The 24,483-nt window shown below is 58.7% G+C and carries 20 protein-coding genes; 13 read left to right on the top strand and 7 right to left on the bottom strand.

What is annotated here, in order from left to right:
- The first annotated feature begins 6 nt into the window (after positions 1-6).
- The gene (locus ACE2AA_RS08630) at positions 7-1,224 is read left to right on the top strand and encodes an MFS transporter (protein ID WP_141300719.1); all 1,218 of its coding nucleotides are present in this window, start codon (positions 7-9) and stop codon (positions 1,222-1,224) included.
- 85 nt (positions 1,225-1,309) lie between these two features.
- Here ACE2AA_RS08630 and ACE2AA_RS08625 read toward each other — a convergent pair whose 3' ends face one another.
- Both ACE2AA_RS08625 and ACE2AA_RS08620 read right to left on the bottom strand, forming a co-directional pair.
- On the bottom strand, positions 1,310-2,278 hold the full coding sequence (locus ACE2AA_RS08625; RefSeq protein WP_395369447.1) for a D-2-hydroxyacid dehydrogenase: 969 nt from the start codon (positions 2,276-2,278) through the stop codon (positions 1,310-1,312).
- Between the two features lie 177 nt (positions 2,279-2,455).
- Positions 2,456-3,361, bottom strand: a complete 906-nt coding sequence (locus ACE2AA_RS08620) for a delta(1)-pyrroline-2-carboxylate reductase family protein (RefSeq protein ID WP_395369445.1) — start codon at positions 3,359-3,361, stop codon at positions 2,456-2,458.
- 699 nt (positions 3,362-4,060) lie between these two features.
- Here ACE2AA_RS08620 and ACE2AA_RS08615 point away from each other — a divergent pair.
- Positions 4,061-4,288 (top strand): bacterioferritin-associated ferredoxin, encoded by a 228-nt coding sequence (locus ACE2AA_RS08615; RefSeq protein WP_193557656.1) that lies wholly within the window; start codon positions 4,061-4,063, stop codon positions 4,286-4,288.
- Positions 4,289-4,950: 662 nt separating this feature from the next.
- Here ACE2AA_RS08615 and ACE2AA_RS08610 read toward each other — a convergent pair.
- From ACE2AA_RS08610 to ACE2AA_RS08600, 3 genes are all read right to left on the bottom strand, one after another.
- Positions 4,951-5,082 (bottom strand): transposase, encoded by a 132-nt coding sequence (locus ACE2AA_RS08610; RefSeq protein ID WP_395372166.1) that lies wholly within the window; start codon positions 5,080-5,082, stop codon positions 4,951-4,953.
- A gap of 356 nt (positions 5,083-5,438) precedes the next feature.
- Positions 5,439-6,947: a sodium:solute symporter gene (locus tag ACE2AA_RS08605; RefSeq protein ID WP_141300717.1), complete on the bottom strand. Its 1,509-nt coding sequence runs from the start codon at positions 6,945-6,947 to the stop codon at positions 5,439-5,441.
- Positions 6,944-7,120 (bottom strand): DUF3311 domain-containing protein, encoded by a 177-nt coding sequence (locus ACE2AA_RS08600; RefSeq protein ID WP_025439145.1) that lies wholly within the window; start codon positions 7,118-7,120, stop codon positions 6,944-6,946. The genes ACE2AA_RS08605 and ACE2AA_RS08600 overlap by 4 nt, the downstream gene beginning before the upstream one ends.
- Positions 7,121-7,681: 561 nt before the next feature.
- On the opposite strand from ACE2AA_RS08600, the gene ppdK reads away from it, so the two are divergent.
- From ppdK to ACE2AA_RS08550, 10 genes are all read left to right on the top strand, one after another.
- Complete coding sequence (ppdK, locus tag ACE2AA_RS08595) at positions 7,682-10,357, top strand: pyruvate, phosphate dikinase (protein ID WP_141260738.1); 2,676 nt, start codon at positions 7,682-7,684, stop codon at positions 10,355-10,357.
- A gap of 80 nt (positions 10,358-10,437) precedes the next feature.
- Positions 10,438-11,313: a pyruvate, water dikinase regulatory protein gene (locus ACE2AA_RS08590; RefSeq protein ID WP_141300715.1), complete on the top strand. Its 876-nt coding sequence runs from the start codon at positions 10,438-10,440 to the stop codon at positions 11,311-11,313.
- A gap of 159 nt (positions 11,314-11,472) precedes the next feature.
- Positions 11,473-11,619, top strand: coding sequence for a hypothetical protein (locus ACE2AA_RS08585; protein ID WP_395369443.1), 147 nt, complete (start codon positions 11,473-11,475; stop codon positions 11,617-11,619).
- A 290-nt stretch (positions 11,620-11,909) separates the two neighbouring features.
- Complete coding sequence (locus ACE2AA_RS08580; RefSeq protein ID WP_395369441.1) at positions 11,910-13,250, top strand: B12-binding domain-containing radical SAM protein; 1,341 nt, start codon at positions 11,910-11,912, stop codon at positions 13,248-13,250.
- A 52-nt stretch (positions 13,251-13,302) separates the two neighbouring features.
- Positions 13,303-14,979: an alpha-keto acid decarboxylase family protein gene (locus ACE2AA_RS08575; RefSeq protein ID WP_395369440.1), complete on the top strand. Its 1,677-nt coding sequence runs from the start codon at positions 13,303-13,305 to the stop codon at positions 14,977-14,979.
- Positions 14,980-15,450: 471 nt separating this feature from the next.
- The gene (locus tag ACE2AA_RS08570) at positions 15,451-15,582 is read left to right on the top strand and encodes a hypothetical protein (RefSeq protein ID WP_010506875.1); all 132 of its coding nucleotides are present in this window, start codon (positions 15,451-15,453) and stop codon (positions 15,580-15,582) included.
- Between the two features lie 166 nt (positions 15,583-15,748).
- Positions 15,749-16,291, top strand: a complete 543-nt coding sequence (locus ACE2AA_RS08565) for a hypothetical protein (RefSeq protein WP_395369439.1) — start codon at positions 15,749-15,751, stop codon at positions 16,289-16,291.
- 234 nt (positions 16,292-16,525) lie between these two features.
- The gene (locus ACE2AA_RS08560; RefSeq protein WP_141300714.1) at positions 16,526-17,752 is read left to right on the top strand and encodes an MFS transporter; all 1,227 of its coding nucleotides are present in this window, start codon (positions 16,526-16,528) and stop codon (positions 17,750-17,752) included.
- A 54-nt stretch (positions 17,753-17,806) separates the two neighbouring features.
- On the top strand, positions 17,807-19,072 hold the full coding sequence (locus ACE2AA_RS08555) for an acyl-CoA dehydrogenase family protein (RefSeq protein WP_395369436.1): 1,266 nt from the start codon (positions 17,807-17,809) through the stop codon (positions 19,070-19,072).
- Between the two features lie 236 nt (positions 19,073-19,308).
- A complete protein-coding gene (locus ACE2AA_RS08550; protein ID WP_141300710.1) occupies positions 19,309-20,310 on the top strand; it encodes an asparaginase in 1,002 nt (333 codons plus the stop codon).
- Between the two features lie 98 nt (positions 20,311-20,408).
- Here ACE2AA_RS08550 and ACE2AA_RS08545 read toward each other — a convergent pair whose 3' ends face one another.
- On the bottom strand, positions 20,409-21,410 hold the full coding sequence (locus ACE2AA_RS08545) for a hypothetical protein (RefSeq protein WP_370685915.1): 1,002 nt from the start codon (positions 21,408-21,410) through the stop codon (positions 20,409-20,411).
- Between the two features lie 337 nt (positions 21,411-21,747).
- Entirely contained in the window at positions 21,748-23,199 is a 1,452-nt protein-coding gene (locus ACE2AA_RS08540; protein ID WP_141260731.1) for an amino acid permease, read from the bottom strand.
- Positions 23,200-23,571: 372 nt separating this feature from the next.
- Here ACE2AA_RS08540 and ACE2AA_RS08535 point away from each other — a divergent pair, with 372 nt between their 5' ends.
- Positions 23,572-24,468, top strand: a complete 897-nt coding sequence (locus ACE2AA_RS08535) for a hypothetical protein (protein WP_395369434.1) — start codon at positions 23,572-23,574, stop codon at positions 24,466-24,468.
- Positions 24,469-24,483: the final 15 nt, after the last annotated feature.

The following is a 24,483-nucleotide window of genomic DNA, read 5'->3' as shown; positions in this document are numbered from 1 at the left end:
TCCATCATGTCAGATAATACGCAGGCTGCAGGCACGATCACGCAGGTCACGTCCCCCCACGGGAAAACAGCCGCTTTCTTCATCCTGACGTTTGGCACGTTTGTCGTGGGAACGGGGGAGTTCGCCATTATGGGAATGCTGCCGGAATTCGCGGCATCCCTCAAACTGTCCGTGGCGGATGCCGGCTATGTCATTACCGCCTATGCGCTGGGGGTTGTGATTGGCGCGCCGCTCATCACCATTCTGGGCGCGCGGCTTTCGCGGCGAGAACTGCTGCTGGTACTGCTGCTGCTGTTCTGTTTCGGGAATGTCCTGAGCATTGTCATGCCCACGCCGGGCCTGGTGGAGGTCGCGCGCTTCATTACCGGCCTGCCGCACGGGGCGCTGTTCGGGATTTCCGCGCTGGTTGGCGCATCCATGGTGGAACGCGCGCGACGGGGCTGGGCCGTGGGGCGGGTGCTGTCGGGTATTGCTATTGCGACCCTGATCGGGGCGCCGTTTTCAACATTCGCCGCCAATCACCTCGGCTGGCGTATGGCGTATCTGACGATCGCGATCCTTGGTTTCGTCACGTTTCTGGGGGTGTGGCGTTATATTCCCGCCGATCAGCCGAACCGGCAGAATTCGCCCTTCAGGGAAGTCAGCGCCATGGGCAATGCACAGGTGCTGCTGACACTGCTGACTGCGGCAATCGGCTTTGGCGGCATGTTTACGATCTATACCTACCTGACCAGTGTGCTGCAGAACGTGACCCACGTGCCTGAATGGGAAAGCATGGTGTATATGGTGGTATGGGGCGCGGGTATGCTGGCGGGCGCGAATGCGGGCGCATGGCTGGTGGACCGTAACCTTGATCTTGCTGCACTGATCGCGTTGTCGGGCAGTGCGGTGGCCATGCTGGTATTTCCCTATATCCTGCACAGCCAGATCGCCCTGATGGCTGACGTATTTCTGGTGCCAACCTTCGTCAATGCGCTTGGCCCTGCGTTGCAGACGCGTCTGATGGACTTTGCGGGGGATGCGCAGACACTCGCAGCCTCCCTCAATCATTCAGCGTTCAATATTGCCAATGCAGTGGGGGCGGCCGGGGGCAGCTTCCTGCTGGCGCGGCAGTTTGGTTATGGTGCGCTGGGTTGGGGGGGCGCGCTGTTTTCAGTGGGTGGACTGATTGTATACCTGTTTGCGCTGATTATGCTGAAAAAGCCTGCCAGGGAAAGTATTTGAAAGGTAATAAAAGTTTTTGGGCGCCGTCTTTTTTAAGACGGCGTTTCCTGACGCTTCACCAGAAACGTCTTTATGCTTCAAATTTTCAGACAATCTGATTACGCAACGGTCCCCCGGTTTCCAGCGCCCTGACATTATCCAGCAGGATATCCACGACATTGTGTTCATAGAACTGCGTTTCTCCCGCAACATGGCTGGTCATGACCAGATTGGGCAGTTGCCACAACGGGGAAGCGGGCGGCAGCGGTTCATCCGCATAGGTGTCGAGGGCCGCGCCCGCGATGGCGTTCGTGCGCAGGGCGGCAGTCAGGGCGGTTTCATCCACGACACGACCGCGTGCCACGTTGATCAGGCAGGCATCGGGTTTCATGGCGGCAAAGGCGCGCTGGTCCATCAACCCTTCGGTCTGCGGGGTCAGGGGGCAGGTCAGCACGATATGGTCGGCCTGACCTATGGCCGCATGCAGTTCATCGGGCCTGACCTGTGCCACCCCCGGAACATCCAGTGGCCGGGGGCTGTGGCGCATGCCACAGACGCGCATGCCCAGTGCCTGGCAGATCTGCGCCAGCCGGTTGCCAATGGTGCCCATGCCTACGATCAGTACCATTTTTCCGGTCAGTTCCTGCAGGCGGGGCCGCGCGTCCATGCCAGTGCCTGACCAGTGGGCGCGGTGCTGGTTGTCACGTGCCTCATAAAGACGGCGTGACAGGCTGAGCAGCAGGGCAAGCGCATGTTCCGCAACCACCGCGGCATTCGCCCCACGCGCATTGCACAGATGGATGCCACGTGTCCTGAGTTGTGTCAGGTCAAACTGTTCCACCCCGGAACTGATGGACTGTATCAGCTTAAGTCGGGGCGCCTGCTGCAACAGGGTGTTGCGCCATAACATGGAAACCACCAGTACTTCCGCCTGTGGTATGATCTGTTCCAGTTGGGCGAATGTCTGGACCTGCACGCAGCGGGGCGCGCCGGGACGTTTTTCCAGTTCCGCGTGGATATTGTAATATTCATGCGCGACATAGATTGTCTGGTTGGGACCGGGTATCTGGCTCACGGCCGTTATCCTATCAAAGATTGATCGGAAACAACTGATTGATAAAAAATAAAAGTTTTTAGGTACCGCCTTTTTTTAAAAAGCCTCATCAAAAAACTTTCCTATGATTGCAGGGTGTTTCTCAAGCTGATTTTTAAACAGGCTTTCAGGGGATGAAAAAGGGACGCCTGCACGGGTTCATTCTGCCCCATGCAGGCGCGCCACCCGGCAGGCCGCCAGATCCCAAGCGGAACATCCGACCGATTTGAAAAAGGCAGGCCTGCCATCCGCAGGCGGCCCGTCATCCAGTGCACGGGATAGGGAATGGACATTGTTCCAGTCCACGCCCGCCTGATACAGGTCCCCTGCCTCGACTGGCGCGCCGATGGCGTCATCCACATACAGCGCACTACCTGCAATGGTGTCCGGGCCGATTTCGACCATGTCGGTCCGGTAGGCGCCCACACCTATGATCAGGCAGTCCGCGCGCGCAGGTTCATTATAAATGACCGACGTGCTGGCCGTGACGGTGATGATGACATCAAACGGCTCCTCCTGCGTGCCTTCCGGGCGGAGGGTAAGGGCGGGTGTCTGGTGCAGCGTGCAGAAATCCAGTGCCCGCTGGAGTGTACGCCCGCGAATGACAACGGTAATGCCGGGATACAGGGCGCATAATGCCTGCAGGTGGGCGAGCGCCTGCGTGCCGGTGCCAATCACCAGCACGCGCCGGACCGGGCCGCGCGCCAGTGTGCGGATGCCCAGCATGCTGACGGCTGCGGTGCGGCGCATGGTGACGGTTGGCCCATCGAGCGTGAACAGGAAACGCCCGGTGCGGGCTTCGGCACAGATGACCTGTCCCTGTATGGTTGGCAGGCCAAGGGCGGGATTGTTGCCAAACAGGGTCAGCAGTTTGGTAACCATGATATCCCGGCCAACCGAGGGCATGGTCATCAGCGCGCCAGCATGGTCATGGGTGCGCACGGTTGTCCGTTCCGGGCACTGGATCTGGCCCCGTTCCAGTTCCTGCATGGCGAGTGCCAGCGCATTGACCAGGGGAGAAAACGGAAGAAAGTCGCGGGTTTCCTGATCGGAATATATTTTCATGCCCATCACCCCGTATTGGTATGGATGTATGACAATGGCTACACCAGTGCCGGTGACTGATATTGTTGTTTATTCTGTCGACTTCGTCCGGCATGTGCAACGATGCGCTTGTGGCCTGATCATTGTATTTTCATCAGGGTTACGGATCACAGGCTTCAGCCTTGCACCCATTATTGTCACGATGTCGTGCCATGAAATAAAATGGCCCCTCATGCTGGCAGGGGGCGGCAGGGACAGGGTTCTGGCATGGTGGCGGGCGGATGGATATTGCCCCGCAGTTACGGCCACCAAACCGAATGGCTGAACGACTGTTTGAAATGCCCGCTTTGAAAATGTCCTGCAAATTATAAAGAAGTTTTTTGGCGAATCTTTAAGGCTTCAGAAAACACCACCTTATTGAAACAGGGTCGTGTCCGCCAAATTTCATTTCTATTTATCAACGAGTTGTTTCAGGCGACCTATGAAACTGCAAGGTAGTATGCCGGGTTGGCGCTGACCTTCATCATGGCATGAAGCCCGTCATGTTTTTTTGGCATGTCATAAAAATTATCGCACGTAATGGTAATGAATAGCCATATATATGGCTCCGCCGTGGGACAGGAAAATCTCCACCGGTTTCAGACAGGATGAAATAAGTGTATTGCGATTTGTTCTCATTCGTGATTATGGTGTGCCCACATCATCGATTGGGATAGATAAATGTTTGTCTGCTCCTGCAATATGCTGACCGATACAGATGTTGAAACAGCCGCGCGTAATGGGGCTGTCCGGCCTAAAGAAGTTTATGAATCCAAGGGATGTCGCGCTCAGTGCGGTAACTGCGTGCCCGGCGTGGTGTGCCTGCTGCGGCAGATTGCCCGTCAGGGCCGCGCAACCATCGCGGACACCATGCACCGGCATGCTGATATCCAGCCACAGGCAATGTAAGTGGCTGTTTAAAAACAACAAAAATGTTAGGCGTTGCTTTTTTCAGGGCCTGTTGGGAATTACCGTGAATTGATGATTGCGGCGACGAGGTGGATCGTGGCTGCAAATGATCTGTCTGTCCTGTCGCTCCGCATGGCGATGCGTTTGAACGCCTTGGGCCTGCAGAAGGAGTTCTCAATGAGATGGCGCGCTTTGCAGGGCCCCATCGAACGGGCGTCTGTCGAGGCAGTTCGAGCGCTGGGGAAGGACCACGCAGGCGCCTTGCGCGCGGATGGCATACACGATCCAGTGGACATCAAACGCCCTGTCAGCAGGAAGCCTCCTGAAATCCGCCGTTGGAGACGGGGCGCAACCCCGACCGTGTCGTAATGCTGGCCGGGAATGAGGGTAAAGCGGAGCAGATTACCCAGGGCATCAGTCATGGCGATGATCTTCGTTGACCATTCCGTTACACTGCGTCTGATTGCCTGTTTTCAGGTCCCCTTTTTGCCCCCTGCCCATGGCGGTGAACCCGGATCACCGTACCGTCGTACCCTCCCATATTCCATATCGGTATTGCCAGAGACAGCTTCGGAAATTCGCTGAAAAACCCCGGCTTCGTCCAAGTCGGTGTAGCGCAGGTAAACCGGGTTCCAGTGTCCGCAATACGGTGGCAGGTCCCGCTACGGACTGCCCGTCAGGGCGATCCATAAGACCACTTCGATAAAGAGGCGATTATCCTTCCCGCTACGTCCGCGATCTGTCTTTTTGCCAACGCACAGCGGCTCCATTTTTGCCCATTGGGCATCGGTCAGGATGAAGCGATTTATATGGTTTTTGATTCATATTCAGAGGATTCAAAAAAGCATAATTCCTGACAGGTCCCAATAAAGGTGGCGTTTTCTGAAGCTTTTTGAAAAAAAGCTGCATCAGAAATTTCCTTATTAATTTGCCCGATGATCCAAAGACAGTCTCTTGATGAGTGCAGGATTGCTGTCTGATCTGATTTTCCAGACAGCCACCAGACCCGCCGGATGGTTCATGGCCTGACGTGGGTTGGCAGTCGGTAAATACAAAAACGGCCCCAATTATGTGACAGGGGCCGTGTCCTTGTGGAAACAGGAGGGGCATTCACATGACCTATGTGTGTCATGTGAACATTGGGGGATATTTACCGACGGATGCTGCCCGGGCGCAGGGTGGACGGGGACGCCCCGAGCGCCAGTCGGATCACGACCCCCAGCATCAGGGTCACGGCGATATTGATGCCCAGCGCCAGTAACCCGGTTGAAACGGAAGCCGAAAAGCCACCAAAGACCACCGGGTGCACCGGTTTCAGCCCATCAATCCAGCACAGCCCCAGTCCCGCAACCGACCCGATCACCCAGCCTGCGATCAGTGCGGGCGCAGGCAGGCGCAGCGGCAGCAGGCCCATGATCAGCGCGGGGAAGGTCTGCAGGATAATGACGCCACCCAGCAGTTGCAGGTCGATGGCGAATTTGGCGTTCAGGAAAATCACGCAGCCCAGCGCGCCGACCTTGACCGCGAATCCGGCCACGCGCGAACCGGTGACCGAGTCGCTGCGGTGGGGCAGGATATTGTGCATGATCAGGTTGGCCGCCCCGATCGCCATGACGGAAGCTGGCACCAGCGCCCCCACCGCGATGGCGGCGAAACAGAACCCTGCAAACCATGACGGGAAGATCGCCAGAAAAAGCTGCGGCACCACCTGGGACGAAGACGTGGTCACGATCCCCGCCGCATGCGCCATAAGCCCCAGCAGCGCGATCAGCCCCAGCACGATCGTATAGGCGGGCAGGAAAACCGCGTTCTGCCGGATCGTATCAGCCGACTTCGCCGCCAGGATGCCGGTCAGCGTATGGGGATACAGGAAAGCGGCGAAGGCGGAGGACAGGGCAAGCGTCGCATAAGGCACCACCTGCCCCTGCGCCACGATATGGCCGTCCGGCAGGCTGGGCAGGTGACCGGCTGCGGACTGAAACATGGTCCCATAGCCACCAAGATGTATCGGCACGATAATGACAGCCGCCAGCACCGCGATGTAGATCATCACGTCCTTGATGAAGGCGGTCAGCGCGGGGGCGTGCAGCCCGCCCAGCCACGTATAGGCGGCAAGGGAGACAAACGCGATCAGCAGCGGCAGCATGCCGGTGAAGCCAAGGGCCTCGATTACCGTGCGGATGCCGATCAGCTGCAGCGCGATATAGGGCAGCACGGCGACAAGGCCGCTCAGCGCCACCATCAGTTCCAGCGACCGGCTGCCAAAGCGCGCGCGTACGATATCTGCCGCCGTGGCATGGCCGCCATCGCGCGCGATGGTCCATAGCCGGGGCATGACGGCGAAAATGAAGGGATAGACGATAATAGTGTACGGTAGCGCGAAGAAGCCGAACCCGCCGGTGGAATAGACCAGCGCCGGCACGGCAATGACCGTATAGGCGGTATAGAAATCCCCCCCCACCAGGAACCACGTGACCCAGGCGCCGAATTCGCGCCCGCCCAGTCCCCATTCCTCTCCCTCGCTATGGCGGTTCACGGCCTTGTGGCGGTTCAGCAGTGGGCGCCATAGCCGAACCGTACTGCCCAGCACGATGGTCGCGACAAAACACACGACGAATACGCTGATGGCGGCGTTATCAGGCAGGATTGATGTGTTCATGACTGACGGTCCGTTTTCCATGCCATCCAGATTAGGACAGATGTGACGGGCACCCACGCGAACTGGTACCAGTAAAAGAACGGGAAGCCGAACAGCACCGGATCATGCCGGTTGTACAATGGAACCCACAGGAGGCCCGCAAAGGGCAGGAGAAGGAGTATGGCTTTTTTCATTTTGACCGTGACTTCTTGTTTTTTGTGTGGCCGCAGGGGATGTTTCTGGAAATAAGGTTCGGGTGTCAACATAATTAAGATAGTTTCAAAGTAATTTTGAAATGTTTAAGGATATTTTTTGTAATTACGTTTTTATTATTGTGCGGTGCGCAAACTTCTTGTTGCATCGCACAACCATTGAACGTGGATTGCCGGGACTGAACTGACCAGCAATAAATTAATAAAATGTATAACTTATATCACTAAATATAATATTTTAGTGACTGCAGCGTTGTCCATTTTATCCTGCTGCAATAAAATTAATCTTATAACATATTGTAAAATAACAAAATTATTTGAAACCTTGCTTGGTCGGTCCTGCCTGTCGTACGTCCGTGGCCATCGGCATGAAGCGCACGGGTCAGTAAAATAGTGATTGCCCGGAGTTGCCCGTGGCGGTTATTTTCAATGCCCGGACCTGCCAACAACAAACAATACTAATAGCGCGGTCGCCTGTTTTTTTACCCTGTTCCGGATCAGGCGTCATTTCTGACAGACGGACGCGCGTAGGAACGAACAGACATGACCAAATGGGTATACAGCTTCGGAGATGGCCTGAACGAGGGACGCGCGGACATGCGCAACCTTCTGGGCGGCAAGGGTGCCAACCTGGCGGAGATGGCTGCGAACGGCCTGCCTGTGCCGCCGGGCTTTACCATTACAACGGAAGTCTGTTCGGCCTTTTATGAAAACGGCCGGAAGTACCCCGCGGACCTGCAGGCGCAGGTGGCCGCGGCCCTGCAGCGGGTCGAGCAGTCAATGGGCCTGCGTTTTGGCGATGCGGATGCGCCGCTGCTGGTCTCGGTCCGTTCGGGTGCGCGTGTATCCATGCCGGGCATGATGGATACGGTGCTGAACCTCGGCCTGAATGACGAAACGGTGGAAGGGCTTGCCCGCTCCTCCGGTGATGCGCGGTTCGCATGGGATAGCTACCGCCGTTTCATCCAGATGTATGGCTCGGTCGTGATGGGGGTGCCGCATCACCATTTCGAAGACGTGCTGGAACAGTTCAAGCGCGCGAACCGCGTGGAAGACGATACGGCGATCACGGCTGACCAGTGGCGCGCCATCGTGGTGGACTACCGCCATATCATCACCACCCATGCCGGGACCGAATTCCCCACCAACCCGCATGACCAGCTGTGGGGCGCCATTGGCGCGGTATTCGGCTCATGGATGAACCCGCGCGCCAATACGTACCGCAAGCTGCATGAAATCCCGGCCTCGTGGGGGACTGCGGTCAACGTGCAGTCCATGGTGTTCGGCAACATGGGCGATGACTGCGCTACCGGCGTGTGCTTCACGCGCGACCCGTCCACGGGCGAAAACATTTTCTACGGTGAATACCTGATCAACGCGCAGGGCGAGGACGTGGTGGCGGGCATCCGCACCCCGCAGCCCATGGCCTGTGCCCGTGCCGAGGCCGGTCAGCACCCGATGGAAACCACGCTGCCCGAAGCCTACGGTGAACTGCTGCGTGTGCGGTCCGTGCTGGAAACCCATTACAAGGACATGCAGGACATCGAATTTACCGTCCAGCGCAACGTCCTGTACATCCTTCAGACCCGCAACGGCAAGCGCACGGCTGCGGCAGCACTCAAGATCGCCATCGACATGGCGCGCGAAGGGCTGATCACGCAGGAAGACGCTATCCAGCGCGTGCCGGCCGCATCCCTTGACCAGTTGCTGCATCCCACCCTTGATCCCAAGGCCGAACGCGTACAGCTGACCCGTGGCCTGCCCGCATCGCCGGGTGCCGCGGCTGGTGCGGTCGTATTCACGGCGGAAGAATGCGAAGCCCGCGCTGCGAAGGGTGAGGATGTGATCCTGGTGCGGATCGAGACCTCGCCCGAGGACGTGCATGGCATGCACGCCGCCCGTGGCGTGCTGACCACCCGTGGCGGCATGACATCGCACGCCGCCGTCGTGGCGCGTGGCATGGGCCGGGTATGTGTGGCGGGTGCGGGTGGCATCCATGTCGATTACGCGGCGGGGACCATGACGGTCGGTTCGCACACCGTGGCGCAGGGTGAATGGATCACGCTCGATGGCGGGACGGGGGCGGTCTATCTTGGTCGCGTGCCGACCATCGAACCCGCGCTGTCGGATGATTTCAACACGCTGATGGGCTGGGCGGATGCGGTGCGCCGTCTGGGCGTGCGCGCCAATGCCGAAACGCCGGACGATGCGCGCACTGCCCGCCGCTTCGGCGCGGAAGGGATCGGTCTTGCCCGTACGGAACACATGTTCTTCGGTCCCGACCGGATCGGGTTCGTGCGCCAGATGATCATTGCTGATGACGAAAGCGTGCGTCAGAAGGCCATTGCCGCCCTGCTGCCGTTCCAGCGTGATGATTTCGCCAGCCTGTTCCGCATTATGGCGGGTCTGCCGGTGACGGTGCGCCTGCTGGACCCGCCGCTGCATGAATTCCTGCCGCATGCCGAAGCCGAAATGGTCGAGGTTGCGCAGGCGCTGGGCAAAAGCGTGGACGACGTGCGCGCGCGTTGTGCCGCACTGTCTGAAACCAACCCGATGCTGGGCCATCGTGGCTGCCGCCTTGGCCTGACCAGCCCGGAAATCTATGCCATGCAGGTCCGTGCGCTGATTCAGGCGGCGGTTATGGTTGAAAAGGAACTGGGCAAGCCCATCCGTCCTGAAATCATGATTCCGCTGGTGGCGACGCAGGCGGAACTGGCGACCACCCGCCGGACCGCCGAAGATGAGATCGCCCGCGTGCTGCAGGAAGAGGGTACCAACCTCAACTACTACATCGGCACCATGATCGAACTGCCCCGTGCGGCGCTGCAGGCGGATAAGATCGCGGAATATGCCGACTTCTTCTCGTTCGGGACAAACGACCTGACGCAGACGGCATTCGGCCTTTCCCGTGATGATGCGGGATCGTTCCTGCCGTACTATGTCGATCACGGCCTGCTGCCGCGCGACCCGTTCGTGTCCATCGACCGTGATGGCGTGGGCGCGCTGGTCCGTCTGGGTGTGGAACGTGGGCGGCAGACCAGCCCGGACCTGAAGCTGGGCATCTGTGGCGAACATGGCGGTGACCCGGATTCCATTGCCTTCTTTGATGAAGTCGGGCTGGATTATGTCTCGTGCTCGCCCTTCCGCGTGCCGGTGGCCCGTCTTGCTGCAGCTCAGGCAGCTCTGGCCACGCGGCAGAAGGCCGGCCAGGCAGTTTAAACGGGCCTGTCTCGCGTCGTGTAACATACCACAAACAAAGGACGTCCCACCTGTGGGGGGGCGTCCTGTCAGGCAGGGCCATGGGCGAAGTTATCCTGCATCTTGTCTCCGAAGCGACAGGACAGGCGCTGGAGGCGGTCATGCGCGCCTGCAGCGCCCAGTTCCAGTCCGCCGCGTTTTCGCCGCGTAACTGGAACCTGATCCGCACACGTGTACAGGTCTCGCGCGTGCTGGCCGGGATCGGGGATGAACCGGGGCCGGTACTGTCCTCGCTAACCTCACCGGACCTGCAGAACATGCTGCGCATGGGGTGCGCGCGCATGGGGGTGCAGGTCAAGAATATCCTTGATGGCACCATCCATTTCCTGGAGCAGCAGACCGGGATCGTGGCGGAACGCCACCCCGGCGGCCAGTATGTGATGGATGATACCTACCGGCGGCGTATCGACGCGATGCAGTACGTCATCTCCCATGATGACGGGCAGAAGACAGCCGACCTGACCAAGGCGGATGTGGTTCTGGTGGGGGTGTCGCGCACATCCAAGACGCCGACATGTTTCTATCTTGCCAATCGCGGGATCCGGGCCGCCAATATCCCGCTGGTGCCCCATGCCCCGCTGCCCACGGGGTTGCGTGACTTTCCCGGCCTTGTGGTGGGATTGACGATCGACCCGTATACATTGCTGGAAATCCGGCGTTCGCGCGTGGGAATGATGTTACCGGGCCGTTCGATTGCAACCCCCGGCATGTCCGAATCTTCGGTAAAACCCTACATTGACCCGCAGGGCGTGCAGGAAGAGCTGCAATGGGCGCGGCGCCTGTGCACGCGATATAAATGGCCGGTCATAAACGTGACCCATCGCTCGGTGGAGGAAACGGCTGCCGCCATTATCGACATGCTGGAACATGATGGCGTCACGGGCACCCCACCGGATCTGGACTGGCCGGGACCGTAATGCCTGCACACTGCGGGGCAAAAGCGCCATTGCGCTGATAATGACACTGCAATGCGGCCCGCCGGATGCCTTGGATTGTGGCACGGCAGGCTGAACCGGACCATGCCGGTGTGCTGGCTGTCCGCCAGATGTTTCCTTAAAAAATGATGATTGTCCGCAATGTCTCCGGTCTGGGCATGCCGCGCGCCTTCGCCCCCGCTGGATGGGCGGGTGTCGGCGTGCGTCTGTACTGTTGCGGACGGGAGGATGGGTCAGCTTGATGCGATGTGTCCGGCCATCGCGGGTAGCGTGCGTCTGCTGACCTGAAATGTAGATATGCAGCAGGCTTTAACCAGATATGTGCATAATTCCAGTTTAGACGGTGAGGTAAATAATAATAACAAATCATGCAAATAATAAAAAAGTAACAATTATACAAATACAATAAATAATCATGCAATTTTTTGATAGGTGAAATATACGAATTCTATACAAATATGAATGATTAGGTGCTGTTTATTTCGTGCATTGGACATGTGGGACAAAAAACGTACGATATGAGAAAGAGTTATTTATCAGGATATTCCTTACCACATTCGGGTCCATAGAGCTGAAGCATGTCCAAGACAGATCTCAAGCTGCTGATTATCCAGCCATCGCATTACCGGTCCAAGACCGACCGGACCATTTTCAAGACCAGACGACGGCAGATGGTACCGCTTGCCCTGCCATACCTTGCGGCGCTGACGCCACGGGAATGGACCGTGACCCTGCTTGATGAACAGCTTGAGGACATTGACTTTGACGTGCCGGTGGATGTGGTCGCCCTGTCTGCCTGGACGCTGCATTCCCCGCGCGCCTATGACATCGCGGCTGAATTCCGCAGGCGTGGGGTCAAGGTCATCATGGGGGGGCCGCATGCCTTCTTCTATGCCGATGAGGCTGCCGAACACTGTGACGCCGTGGGCGTGGGTGAAGCCGAACCGATCTGGAAAACCATGCTGGAGGACGCGGCCGCCGACCGGTTGCAGAAGATCTATCGCGCAGCGCCGCTGAAGGAACTCAATGACCTGCCCGCGCCGCGTTACGATCTGCTGGACCTGAAGAAATTCGGCCCCTTCCGCACGTTTGCCGTGCAGTCCTCGCGCGGGTGCCCGTTCGTGTGTGATTTCTGTTCCGAGCGTTTTTACCTTGGCGGGCGCTACCGCTGGCGGCCGGTGGACCAGATGGTGGCCGAACTGGAGCGGATCAAGAACAAGGGCAGTCACTTCTTCTTCGGGGAAAGCAATTTCGGCGGCAAGAAAAGCCGCGCGATGGAACTGATGGAAGGCCTGGTGCCGCTGAAGATCCGCTGGTCCACGCTGTGGTCATCCAATCTGTGTCTTGATACCGGTTTCCTTGACCTGGCACAGCGCAGTGGCGTGATGCACGTGAATATCGGCATCGAAAGCATTGACGAGGAGATGCTGCAGGGCATGAAAAAGGGCTGGAACAAGGCCAGCCGTTATGGCGAGATGTTCGATAACCTGCGCAAGCGTGACATCAGCTACTCGCTCAACTTCATATTCGGTTATGATGATGAACATCCCGATGTCTATAACGCTACCCTGTCATTTCTTGAGGCGCACAAGGTGCCTGCGGCCTATTTCAACATCCTGACCCCCACCAAGGGGACGGCCCTGTTTGAACGGATGAAAAAGGCGGGCCGGATCATCGATCCCGAGGACATCGACCGCTGGCCCGGGCAGGTCTGCCATATCTGGCCCAAGAACTGCACGCCCGGCCAGATGGAACAGCGCATCCAGACCATGTACCGCAAATTCTACAGCATGCGCTCCATGGTGCATCGCCTGCCGTTTCCCCGCACGCGTTCGGACATGTCATCATGGATCCTGAACCTGACCGAACGTCGCATGGCCTTTTCATCCACGGGAAACAATGATTTTGATATCTATTGAATCCCGTCCGGCCAATTCAGGCCGGGAGGCAACAGGTTAGGGAAGTGACGGCATGCGCGGATCAATCGGAAGTATGCTGCTGGACCGGCTCCAGCAACTCGGTGTTTCGCGCATTTACGGCGTTCCCGGTGATTACAATCTCGAATTCCTTGAACTGATCGAACGCACGCCGGGAATCGCGTTCATTGGCACCTGCAATGAACTCAATGCGGCCTATGCAGCCGATGGCGATGCCCGGATGACGGGTATCGGGGCCGTGCTGGTGACTTATGGCGTGGGTGACTTGTCCGCGTTGTCAGCCGTGGCAGGGGCCTGTGCGGAAGGTGTGCCGGTGGTGGTGATTTCGGGCATGCCGCCCATGCACGCCATCGGGTCGCGTGCACTGGTGCATCACACCCTGGCCGATGGTGACTATGGCAATGTCATGGCCTGCTACCGGCAGTTTACGGTAGCCAGCACCCGCCTGCAGCCGGCAACCGCCGTGGCGGAAACCGATCGTGTGCTGCATGCCGTGCAGACGTTGAAACGTCCGGTCTACATCCAGTTTCCATCCGACATCTGTTACGTGGGCATTGACGTGCCGCCGCCGCCGTCAGCGATTGTGGTATCGGATCCCGACCTGCTGGCGCAGGCGGCCGGATGGGTCGTGCAGCGTATTGCGCAGGCACGTCAGCCCGTGGTGCTGGTGGACGCCATGGTGCGTCAGTACGGATTGCATGACCTTGTGCTGCGGTTATGTACGCAGCACGGCATTCCCTATGCTGCCCTTTCCTCCGCGCGCACGTTGCTGCCGGAAACGGGGGCGTTATGGCTGGGGCCGTATGGAGGGCAGGCATCTGCCCCCGGTGTGGCGGATTATGTGAAGAATGCTGATTGCGTTATCGGTCTGGGTGTCCGGTTTGTCGATTCCACCTCGGGCTATTTCTCACAGGAACTGCAGCCCGGCGCGCTGATTGACGTGCAGCCGTTCAGCCTGACCTGCGATGGCAAAAACATGCAGGGCATTACGGCCGCCGATCTTCTGGGTGCCGTGGGGCGGAACATCTCTGGCAAACAGCCTGCGCGCCCGGCGCTGCCCGTATCCCCCGACCATGCGGTGCTGGCGTCATCTGGTGCGCAGCCATGGGGGCAGGCGGTATTCTGGCAGCAGGTCGAAGCCTTCCTGCGACCGGGTGACATCGTGGGGGCTGATAACGGGTCATCCATGGTGGCGATGCTGCACGCCCGGCTGCCTGCCGGGTGCAGCCTGCTGGTCCAGCCGGTCTGGGCCGCGATCGGCTATTCGCTGCCTGCAAGTCTTGGGGCATGTCTGGCCCAGCCGGACCGGCGGCATGTGCTGTTTATCGGGGACGGGTCATTCCAGATGACGGCGCAGGAACTGTCCACCCTGCTGCGGCACCGGTGCAATATCACGATCTTTCTGATCAATAACGGTGGCTATACCATCGAACGGATGATCCTTGGGCCGCAGGCTGCCTACAATGACATCGCCAACTGGAATTACGCGGCCCTGCCTGCGGCAATGGGGGGCGATGCGGCAGCCATACTGTCGCTGAAGGCGGAGAATCAGGCCGAACTGGATACCGCGCTGGCACAGGTGGCGCAGCATGAAGGGCTGGCCTTTATCGAGGTTGGCTTTACCCCCATGGATGCTCCTGCCGGGCTGGAAGTGATGGGGCGGGCGGTGCGGCGGTACGATTATGGAATCGAAACCCCCGAATCATTCTGATGGACAGCGGACAGGTCATTTTTCGATTAATCAGGAATGACCTGTTTTTAGGCTGGACGGGAGAGGTCAGGCAGGTTATTGAAAATACGACTGTTTTTTTGCACCGCTGCAAAGCAGGGTCCAGATGCCTCACCGTCCGGTCCGGTAGCAGGCAAAAAAGACCAGCTTAACATCACGAAATCGTGAAGTCTGATGGTTAAATTTTATGCATTTGCATAGAGTTTAATCTTCCTCATATCGCTGCTGGCAAGCCTATAAAAGGGTTTGCCATTTTTTTTGGCATATATTCTGTTTTGTCTGGAATAGATAACTGTCTCTCTACCGTCTGTTGGGTATTTGTTGGACAGTTATAATATTTTCATCATGTAATGATCGGTAAATCGCCTCCGATTGGCGTGTGATTTCCATTGCGAGTATTTCGGTTCTGGTGTTCCTTCCGGCTTACCAACTCGACACCAAAGGAACTGAAACATGTTTATTGAAAACGTCAGCACCATGATTGCCCATTCCGTGAACGCCATGTCTTCCCTGACCATGGTTGCTTTCCTGCCCATGATCGCTGCCCTGATGGTTGCTACCATCGTGTCCGATCGCGCTGCCTGAGCCAGGGGGTTTCTGTCCTGATACCCCTGCAGCCGGAATTCCCACGTAATGTGGGAATGGCCGGCGGCCAGCAGGGCATGATGAAACAAGACGGGTCCAGACGCTTCGGCGTCTTTTTTTATGCCTGTAGAATGGGGCTGGAACGTCCCCTTTATTCCATGAAGCCATGATGATGCCCCTGCTTGATGACCTGCTACCCTGTTTTACGTTCAGGGAACGCCACGCCGTGGCCATCCATGCCACGGGCCAGGTCATTCTGGATTGCGTCAGCCGCTATCGTGCCCATGACGATCCCCTGATCCGTATTGCCATCGGCATGCGTGAAAAGCCCGCACGGCTGCTGGGCCTGTCGCAGCGCAGGACGCTGGATATGGATGCTTTCATACCCCTTGGTCGTGTGGGTGATCAGGAAATGGCCATGGGGCTGGTCGGGGCGTTCTGGCGGATGGATTATGGACTGCTGGATATTGCTTCACGTGCGGATTTTGCCGCATGCCGGCGTCGGGATGTCTGCAGGCTGGTCATGGGCTTCAGGGTCGAACACGCGGCCAGCGGCCAGTCCCTGCTGGTCACCGAAACACGCATATCGTGTCCTACGCCAGCCTTGAGGCGACGTTTCGCGCCGTACTGGTATTTGATCCGACCTGTAAGTGGTCTGATCCGGCGGCGTATGCTGGCCCGTATCCGGCAACAGGCGGAAGCCGCGTAACAGGACGGGTCAGGACACTGCGGACAGGCGTGCAATCCCCCATAATCTTTTGACAAAATATGTCACTGGAAAGCGGAAGAAACATTTTTCGCTCTTTATGGCCGTTGATCGGGGAATGTGGGTGCAAAGCGATGTGTTCGCACAGGCTTGTAGGTAACCCGGCATGGGTGTATCGGCCACAAAAGTAACGGCGTGCGAAAGTGCGCTTTTTTTATTTTTGTCCAGAGCACATGCATGACTGATACAATCACCATCGCGCGTGGGGGCGTTCGTGCGCCCGTGCAGCCTTCCGGTCATCCCGGTCTGATCTTCTTTATTCTGGCGCTGGGGGGATTTGCCATCGGCACGGCCGAATTCGCGGCCATGAGCCTTGTGCCCATGATTTCAGCAGGCATGCACGTAACCGTGCCTGAGGCAGGTCATGCGATCGAGGCCTATGCCGCCGGTGTATGTGTCGGCGCCCCGCTGATCGCCATGCTGGGTGCCAAATGCAGCCGCAAATACCTGCTGATCGGCATGATGGTCCTGTATGTGATTGGTAACGGCCTGACCGCGCTGGCCCCCAATTACCTGTGCCTGCTGCTGTGCCGGTTCATAAGTGGCCTGCCGCATGGCGCGTATTTTGGTACGGCGGGTATTGTCGCGTCCTCTCTGGTTCCGGAAAATAAACGCACACAGGCAGTGGCAAGGGTCGTGCTGGGCCTGACCATCGCCACCATTGGTGGCGTGCCCATGGCCAACGGGCTGGGTATGCTGGTGGGCTGGCGCTGGGCCTTCGTACTGATTGCGGGGCTGGCGCTGCTAACCATGCTGCTGATCATGCGCTTTGTACCCACCGACCCACCGCGTCCCAATGCCAGCGCCATGACCGAGATCCGCGCCCTGCGCAACCGGCAGGTCTGGCTGACGCTGGGTATTGGCGTCGTGGGATTCGGGGGTATTTTCTGTGTCTATACCTATCTTGCTTCCATCCTGCAGGAAGTGACCCGTGCTCCGGCCTACATGACCCCGGTCATGCTGGCGGTCTTTGGCGTGGGCATGACGGTGGGCACCATGGCGTGCGCGTGGGCGGCGGATCGCAAGATGATGCCGACCATTGGTGGCACGCTGCTGGTCAATGCCGCCGCCCTGGCCGGTTTTCCCGGTTCGGTGCATTCCGTGTGGGGCATGATGCCGATCGTGTTCATGATCGGCTGTGGTGGCGGACTGGGTACCGTGATCCAGTCGCGTCTGCTGAGTGTCGCGGTCGATGCGCAGGCGCTGGCGGCGGCAATGAACCAGAGCGCGTTCAACATGGCCAACGCGATCGGTCCCATGCTGGGTGGCATGGCGATCAGTGTGGGTCTGGGCTGGGAATCCGTGGGCTGGGTCGGTAGCTGCCTGGCCATGGGCGGATTCGTGATCTGGCTGCTGACGTTAAGCGACATACGCGCCGCCGCCCGCAGGCAGGCAGGCGGCTGATCCGGACAGGGCGGGGCGGTTGATGGCCCGTCCCGTTATGCCTATCTTTTTTCCATGACGAGTGTACCAAAGCGCGATCATCCGCTGCCGCCATTGCTGCGAGATCTGTTTCCTGCGCGACAGGTCGCCGGGATGGTGGGGGAGGTGATTCTGCGTGTGCAGCACGTGCTTGATACCGAAATCGCACCTGCCGCCGCAGCCCATGATCGCGCGGGGGGCTATCCCCATCAGGCAATGGCGGCGCTGAAGGCCACGGGTATTCTTGCGCTGGCGGTGCCATGCGCATGGGGCGGGCTGGGCATGGCGCAGGGCCTGTCGCTTGAACTCATGCTGCGTATTGCCGTGGCCGACCCGGCAGTAGCCCAGATCTACAAGGTGCATGATGATCTGGTGCGTGAGATATTTGTCTATTCCCCACCCGACCTGCGCCAGCGTCTGGCGCATCGTATCATGCACGATCATGCCATCCTTGGTATGGCAGTGGCTGAAAACGGGCGCACGGCTGACGGCTTTCTGCAAACACTGGCGAGGCCCTGTCCCGATGGTACGTATTTCCTGTCGGGGCGCAAGATCTATGCCACCGGCGCGTCCGGGGCGGACCTGATTGCGGTGTCTTCCTTTGACCCCGTGCGGGCGCAACGGCTGGGATCGGTCCGCGCTGGCGTGCGTATGGACCTTGTGCCGCGCGATGCGCCTGGCCTTGTCTTTCACCATGACTGGGACCGCATGGGTCAGCGCGCAACGGATTCCGGCACCGTTACGCTGGAAGATGTCAGGGTAACGGATCAGTGGAATGCGCTGGACCCGGATGCGGTGTTGCCCCAGCATGTTTCACTGCGTTTTCAGGCCGGTTTCAGCGCCATCCTGACCGGTATTGGCATCGGAGCGCTACGTAAGGTCTGTACCTTCGTGCCTGAACGTGCCCGACCGTGGGGGGCTGCGGGCGTAGACAGCGCGGATCAGGACCCGTACGTGCGCCGCCTGCTGGGTGAAATCGGGGCGGACCTGTTTGCGGCCTATTGCAGCGTAATGCAGTCGGGTACGATGCTGGAACTGTATGAAAGCGGGCAGACATCGCGCAATGCGGTCGCCATGGCTGCCAGCGCGGCCCGTTCGGTCGCAACCCGCGCGGCCCTGCGTGCGGCATCGGATGCGCCAGCGGCGGCGGGCGCGCGGGGCACGGATAAGGTGAACGGTCTGGACCGTTACTGGCGCGATGCCCGCACATTGTCGCTGCATGACCCGGTGGACTGGAAGAATGCCGAAATCGGGCGTCATCTGCTGACCGGTTGGGAACCGGAACCCGGGCCCTATCAGTAGTTCCGGTTTGACAGGCCAGGAGACCGTCTGAGAAGGCCTCTTTTGAAATATTGCATAAATTGTAAAGAAGTTTTTGGTGAAGCTTTTTTCAAAAGGCTTCGTCAGGCGCCGCCTTTTTGAAAAAAGGTGGCACCGGGAAACTTTTATATTTATCTATCAATGAGTTATTTCAAAACAGTCTCTCTCATGTCTACGTGATTGTTCACGGGCAGGATACGGACCGGGGGAAAAGCCAGATGCAGCGACCTGTCATTGCCATTATCTCGACCGGCGGCACCATTGCCCGGCGGTCCATGGACCCACGTGATACGGTCGATTACGCGGAAATTGGCGCGAGCATTGGCGGGGGTGACCTGCTGGGCGCCCTGCCGCAGGCGGTGCGCAAGCGGTTCGTGGTGCGCGACATTCCCTTTTCAAGCTGTGACAGTGTGGAGATGACGCTGGCGCGCTGGTTCGATCTGGCCAGCGTCGTGAACCAGACCATTGCGGTCCAGCCGGATCTGGATGGTATCGTCATCACGCATGGCACATCCTCGTTGGAGGAAGCGGCCTGTTTCCTTGATCTCGTGCTGGATCTGCCCTGTCCCGTGGTGGTCGTGGGCGCACAGCGCCCCGCCAGCGCCATCAGTGCCGATGGCCCGGCCAACCTGTATGCCGCCCTGCAGGTGGCATCATGCCCGGACGCTGCCGGGCGGGGTGTGCTGGTTGTGTCCAATAATGAAATCCATGCCGCGCAGGAAGTGACCAAGGTATCAACATACCAGCTTGAGACCTTCCGTTCCCCTGATTTCGGGCCGATTGGCATGATCGAGGCCAACCGGGTTTTTTTCGGGCGTTCGATAAACTATCGCCGCCATGTCGGTTGGCCAACCGGATATGGCAGCGGTGCCGAAATCCCGCGCGTGGATATCAGCTATAGCCATGCCGGGGCGGATGGCGTGGGCATACGGGCCTTTATACGGGCAGGGGCGTGCGGCATCGTTTCGGCGGGCATGGTGCCAGGCATGTGTACGCCAGCGGAAAACGTGGCGATCGATGAAGCAGTGGCGCAGGGCATTGTCGTGGTGCAGGCCAGTAGCGGGTACTGTGGCGGCGTGGTCCGTCGGCATGAATTATATTCCCGTGGCATCCTGGCCGCCGGTCACATGCGGCCACGTCAGGCCCGTATCCTGCTGGCCCTTGCGCTGATGGCTGGGGTGGACAGGGATGCCATCCAGACGCTGTTCGATATGCCGTAAGTGGCGGTTGCAGAGTAAGATGGTTCTGGTGAAGCTTTTTTCAAAAAGCGGTATCCGGAACCGTTGTATTGTTTATCCAAAAAATTATGGGAAAAATTTCAGAACACGCTGTTGAAGGCGACCTGCGGTGAAATGACCTGCCCGGTGTTATGCCCCGCGAACATCGCGGTGACACCGGCAATGACGCCAAAGCGGGGGGACCAGTTGTATTCAATCGCGGGGGCAATGACCCAGTCACCCGATGCCTGCCCCAGAATGTTCTGGTATTTTCCCTGTGCATTGTAACCATGCACTACGGACCCATTGGCCCAGTCACGGGCCATGTCCATGGCGATCACCCATTTCTGGTTGACGCCATATTCCAGCGAAAAGCCGCTTTCCCCGTACATGCCCGGATGCGCCAGTCCCCGGAACCCGGCCGAGGTGCCATAGCTGCTGATATCGGCAATATGTGCCTGCGTCAGTGCGCGGCGGAACGTGCCCCACATGCGCAGCCGCAGTTCATGGTGACCGGGCAGGGTATAGGTGGACTGTTCCGTCAGCGCCACGCGGAAGGTATAGGTGCCGGTGCCCACCCCGTCCTCGTCACGGCCCAGCTTGGTATAGTCACCCGATGGAAACGCGACCCCCACAAACAGGCTGAGGGCGGGAATGTAGCGCTTCGGATCTGCATCAAGATAGCGCCACATTACATCCACTGGCAGGTCGCCCATTTTCAGTCCGCTGGTCGTGCCGCCATGCCCCCCCTTGCGCCAGCCATAGCTTATGTCCGGTGTCATCTGCAGGCTGATCGAATTGGTGATGGAATATTTGTACAGCGTGAAGTTCGACACGCTATGCGCCTTGTCCTTCAGCGACATGCCCTGTCCCGTGCTGTCCAGATACCCGACGGGCTGGCTGTAAGCGAAGTAGGGTTCCCACGCGAACACGCCCTTTTTCGTCAGGGCGCCCGATGGCGATACCAGAGACCCGGTATACCACTGGGCATAATCTTCATGCAGTCCCTGTGACCCGGCAGCCGTGCCGTTGCCCGTGCCGCCCGCATGGGCCGCGGGCAGGGCGGAAAAGGTCGATGCGATCGATACCGCAACAAATAACATTGATTCCGGTATCGAAATATATGATGCTCTTCTACAGGGGCGACCGGCATCATGTGGTAATGCGATTGCATTGCGCGCGAATGCGCTGCCCCGCCGTGTGGCGGCGCGGGCACGTATGAAGGAAAGCATGGTTGTGGCCATTTCCTGATCGGGGCGTCCCTTCACGCATGGCAGTGCGTGGCGGGCCTTATTGGTATTGGGGGCAGGGGTAGGGGATGTCTGCTACATGCTCTGCAGCAGCGGGTATGTGGGGATCTCAGGACATCAATGCTGTGCTCCTGGGCCAACAGGCCGGATGATCTGGCGGGGGAATGGCAGTTCCCCCGCCAGTTTCTTTTCAGGTTGTCGGAATCCGCGGCTGTTCGCCCGCGCTGTCAGGTGTCGTGTCGTTGGGGTTGAGGTATTTCCATCCCAGCATCAGTATGATGGCAATTGCGGGCATGGTGGCCAGCGTGCAGGTGCCATTGGGGTAATCGAACAGCATCAGCAGCAGAACGCTGGCCAGAAAGCCAAGCGTCAGCCATGAGGTGAAGGGCGCGCCCGGCATTTCAAAACCGGCTGACCTGATGCGTCCGCTGCGGACGGCCTGACGCAGCTTCATCTGGCTTATGACAATAAAGCCCCATGTGCTGATGATGCCGATTGCCGCCATGTTCAGCACGATTTCGAACACCTGTGACGGGACGATATAGTTCAGCCCGACCCCAACCAGATAGACCGCGACGGTCAGCAGGATGCCGTTGGCGGGCACCGAGCTTGCATTCATGCGGGCAAGGGATTGCGGGGCCGCCCCGCCCAGCGCCATGGCGCGCAGTACGCGCCCGGTGGAATACAGGCCGGAATTGAGGCTGGACAGCGCTGCGGTCAGCACCACGATGTTCATGATCGTATCGACGCCGGGTACGCCCAGTGTCTGGAAAAAGGTCACGAACGGACTGGTTCCGCCATGATAGGCCGTCCACGGCAGCAGGCTGACCAGCAGCACCACCGACAGCACGTAGAACAGACCGATACGCCAGATGACACTGTTGATGCTGCGCGGCAGGACCGTGCGTACATCCGCGCATTCCCCTGCTGCTGTCCCGATCAGTTCAATACCGGAATAGGCAAACACCACGCCTTGCACCAGCAGCAGGCTGGCGATCAGGCCATGGGGGAAGATGCCGCCGTTATCAGCGATCAGGTGCAGCCCCGTCGTATGGTCGCCCACCGGCATGCGCACGCCCAGAATGATACTGCCAGTGATCAGGAACAGGCACAGCGCCACGATCTTGATGAGGGAGAACCAGAATTCGATTTCCCCGAACCACCGGACCCCCACCATGTTCAGCGTGGTGACGATACACAGCGCCATAAGGGCGAAAACCCATTGTGGCACGGCGGCGAACGTGCCCCAGAAATGCATGTACATCGCCACGGCCGTGATATCGACGATGCCGGTCATGGCCCAGTTCATGAAGGACAGCCAGCCCGCCACAAAGGCTGCCTTTTCCCCCATGAATTCCCGTGCATACGATACAAAGCTGCCGCAGGTGGGGCGGTGCATCACCAGTTCGCCCAGCGCGCGCATGATCAGGAATGAAAACACACCACATACCAGATAGACCAGCGCAAGCGATGGCCCGGCTACCTGCAGGCGCGATCCGGCCCCCATGAAAAGGCCCGTACCGATCGCGCCGCCTACGGCGATCATCTGGATCTGGCGTGCGCCCAATCCCTTGTGATAGCCATCATCCTCCTCTGGCAGGATGGGGGTGCTGTCTTCCAGCGCGGGGTCCGGTTTGCTCATGCTCTGGTCTCCGCCATGGTCGGCGCGGGAGGAAGGAAAAGGGAAGGATGCACCACGAACTCAACAGGCATCTTTACGATTTCGGTCGGGAAATTGTTTAAAAAATAAGCAGTTCCTGTTTTCATGACCCGACGGGATGTCATAACCGGTGGAAACACGGCATGTGCATGGGGCAATGGGTGGAACGGGTCAGAAACGGAAAGAAATATCATGCAGCATCAATTGGTTGTTCTGTCATGAACATTGTCAGACGAAATAACGGCTGACAAGTATGGATGCCTTAATAAAAGCATTATGATTAAAAACTAGACATTTTTATCAAAACTTTGGCAGTAAATGCACAATAATTAATCATTAAGAAAGTCTTTCGACATGCTTAAAAAAGACTCTGCGCAGCGGACATTGTGTCTTGGTGTAATCATGGGGGGGCTTGTGGTTGCCGGTTTGGCAACAATGCCCGCCCGTGCCGATAACGAGCGTTTTGAAGGCAGTGAACTGACACAGGATGCTCCGCAGTATTTCGTGCTGCGCCCGCAGGATCACCAGACCGCCGCCACGACAGGGGAATTGCGGCTGTCGGAAAGCGGGATCGATTTTACGAACGGTGAACTTCTGGAAGTCTCGCTGGAACGGGGCGGGGACGGCCATCTTGTATACAGGGTGGATTATGGACAGAACCCAACCCTGCCATCGGGGCGGATGCTCTGTCCGCCGCCGCTGAATCCGGTCTATCTGGATTTTGCCAGCCAGCCGGATGATGCGGACAGTTATCGCATGACCCTGTATTGCGGGTCGCGTGCCGTGCCGTTTCGCAGCATTACGCCAGATCGTGCCGCAGCGGTGTTCAGTTACCGCCGTGCGGCGGATGCGCAGTGGGCGCACAGTGCGTCCGAAGGGGGATACCTGCATGGGGCGGTGGCGCAGTACTGCACCCTTCACCACGACAGCGCGGGCGTGAATGCCTGCACTACGCGTGAAGAAGCGGCATATGCCACCATCATGTCCCAACGGATCGCTCCGCCTGTCCTTAAACAGTGCGCGGCTTATGTCACGGGACTGCATGACCATGCGGGGTATGTCAGTTTTGTCGGATTGCTGAACTGCACGCGCGTGCGTGACAGTCGTGCGCTGTTCGATTACTGCAGCCAGCGCATGACCGGGCAGAAGCGTGAGGATGATACCCGTTTCCTGGATGGCAATCCTGTTCAGGCGCAGGGTGCGGCGCTGTGCTTCAACGCGCTCGCCGCCCGTCAGGCACGGAAGGAATAGGGACTACGGCCCTCT

The sequence above is a fragment of the Komagataeibacter diospyri genome, from assembly GCF_043995075.1.
In the GTDB taxonomy this organism is placed as follows: Bacteria; Pseudomonadota; Alphaproteobacteria; order Acetobacterales; family Acetobacteraceae; genus Komagataeibacter; species Komagataeibacter diospyri.
The sequence above is the reverse complement of the archived record's forward strand: the minus strand, read 5'-3'. Positions and strand labels throughout refer to the sequence as shown.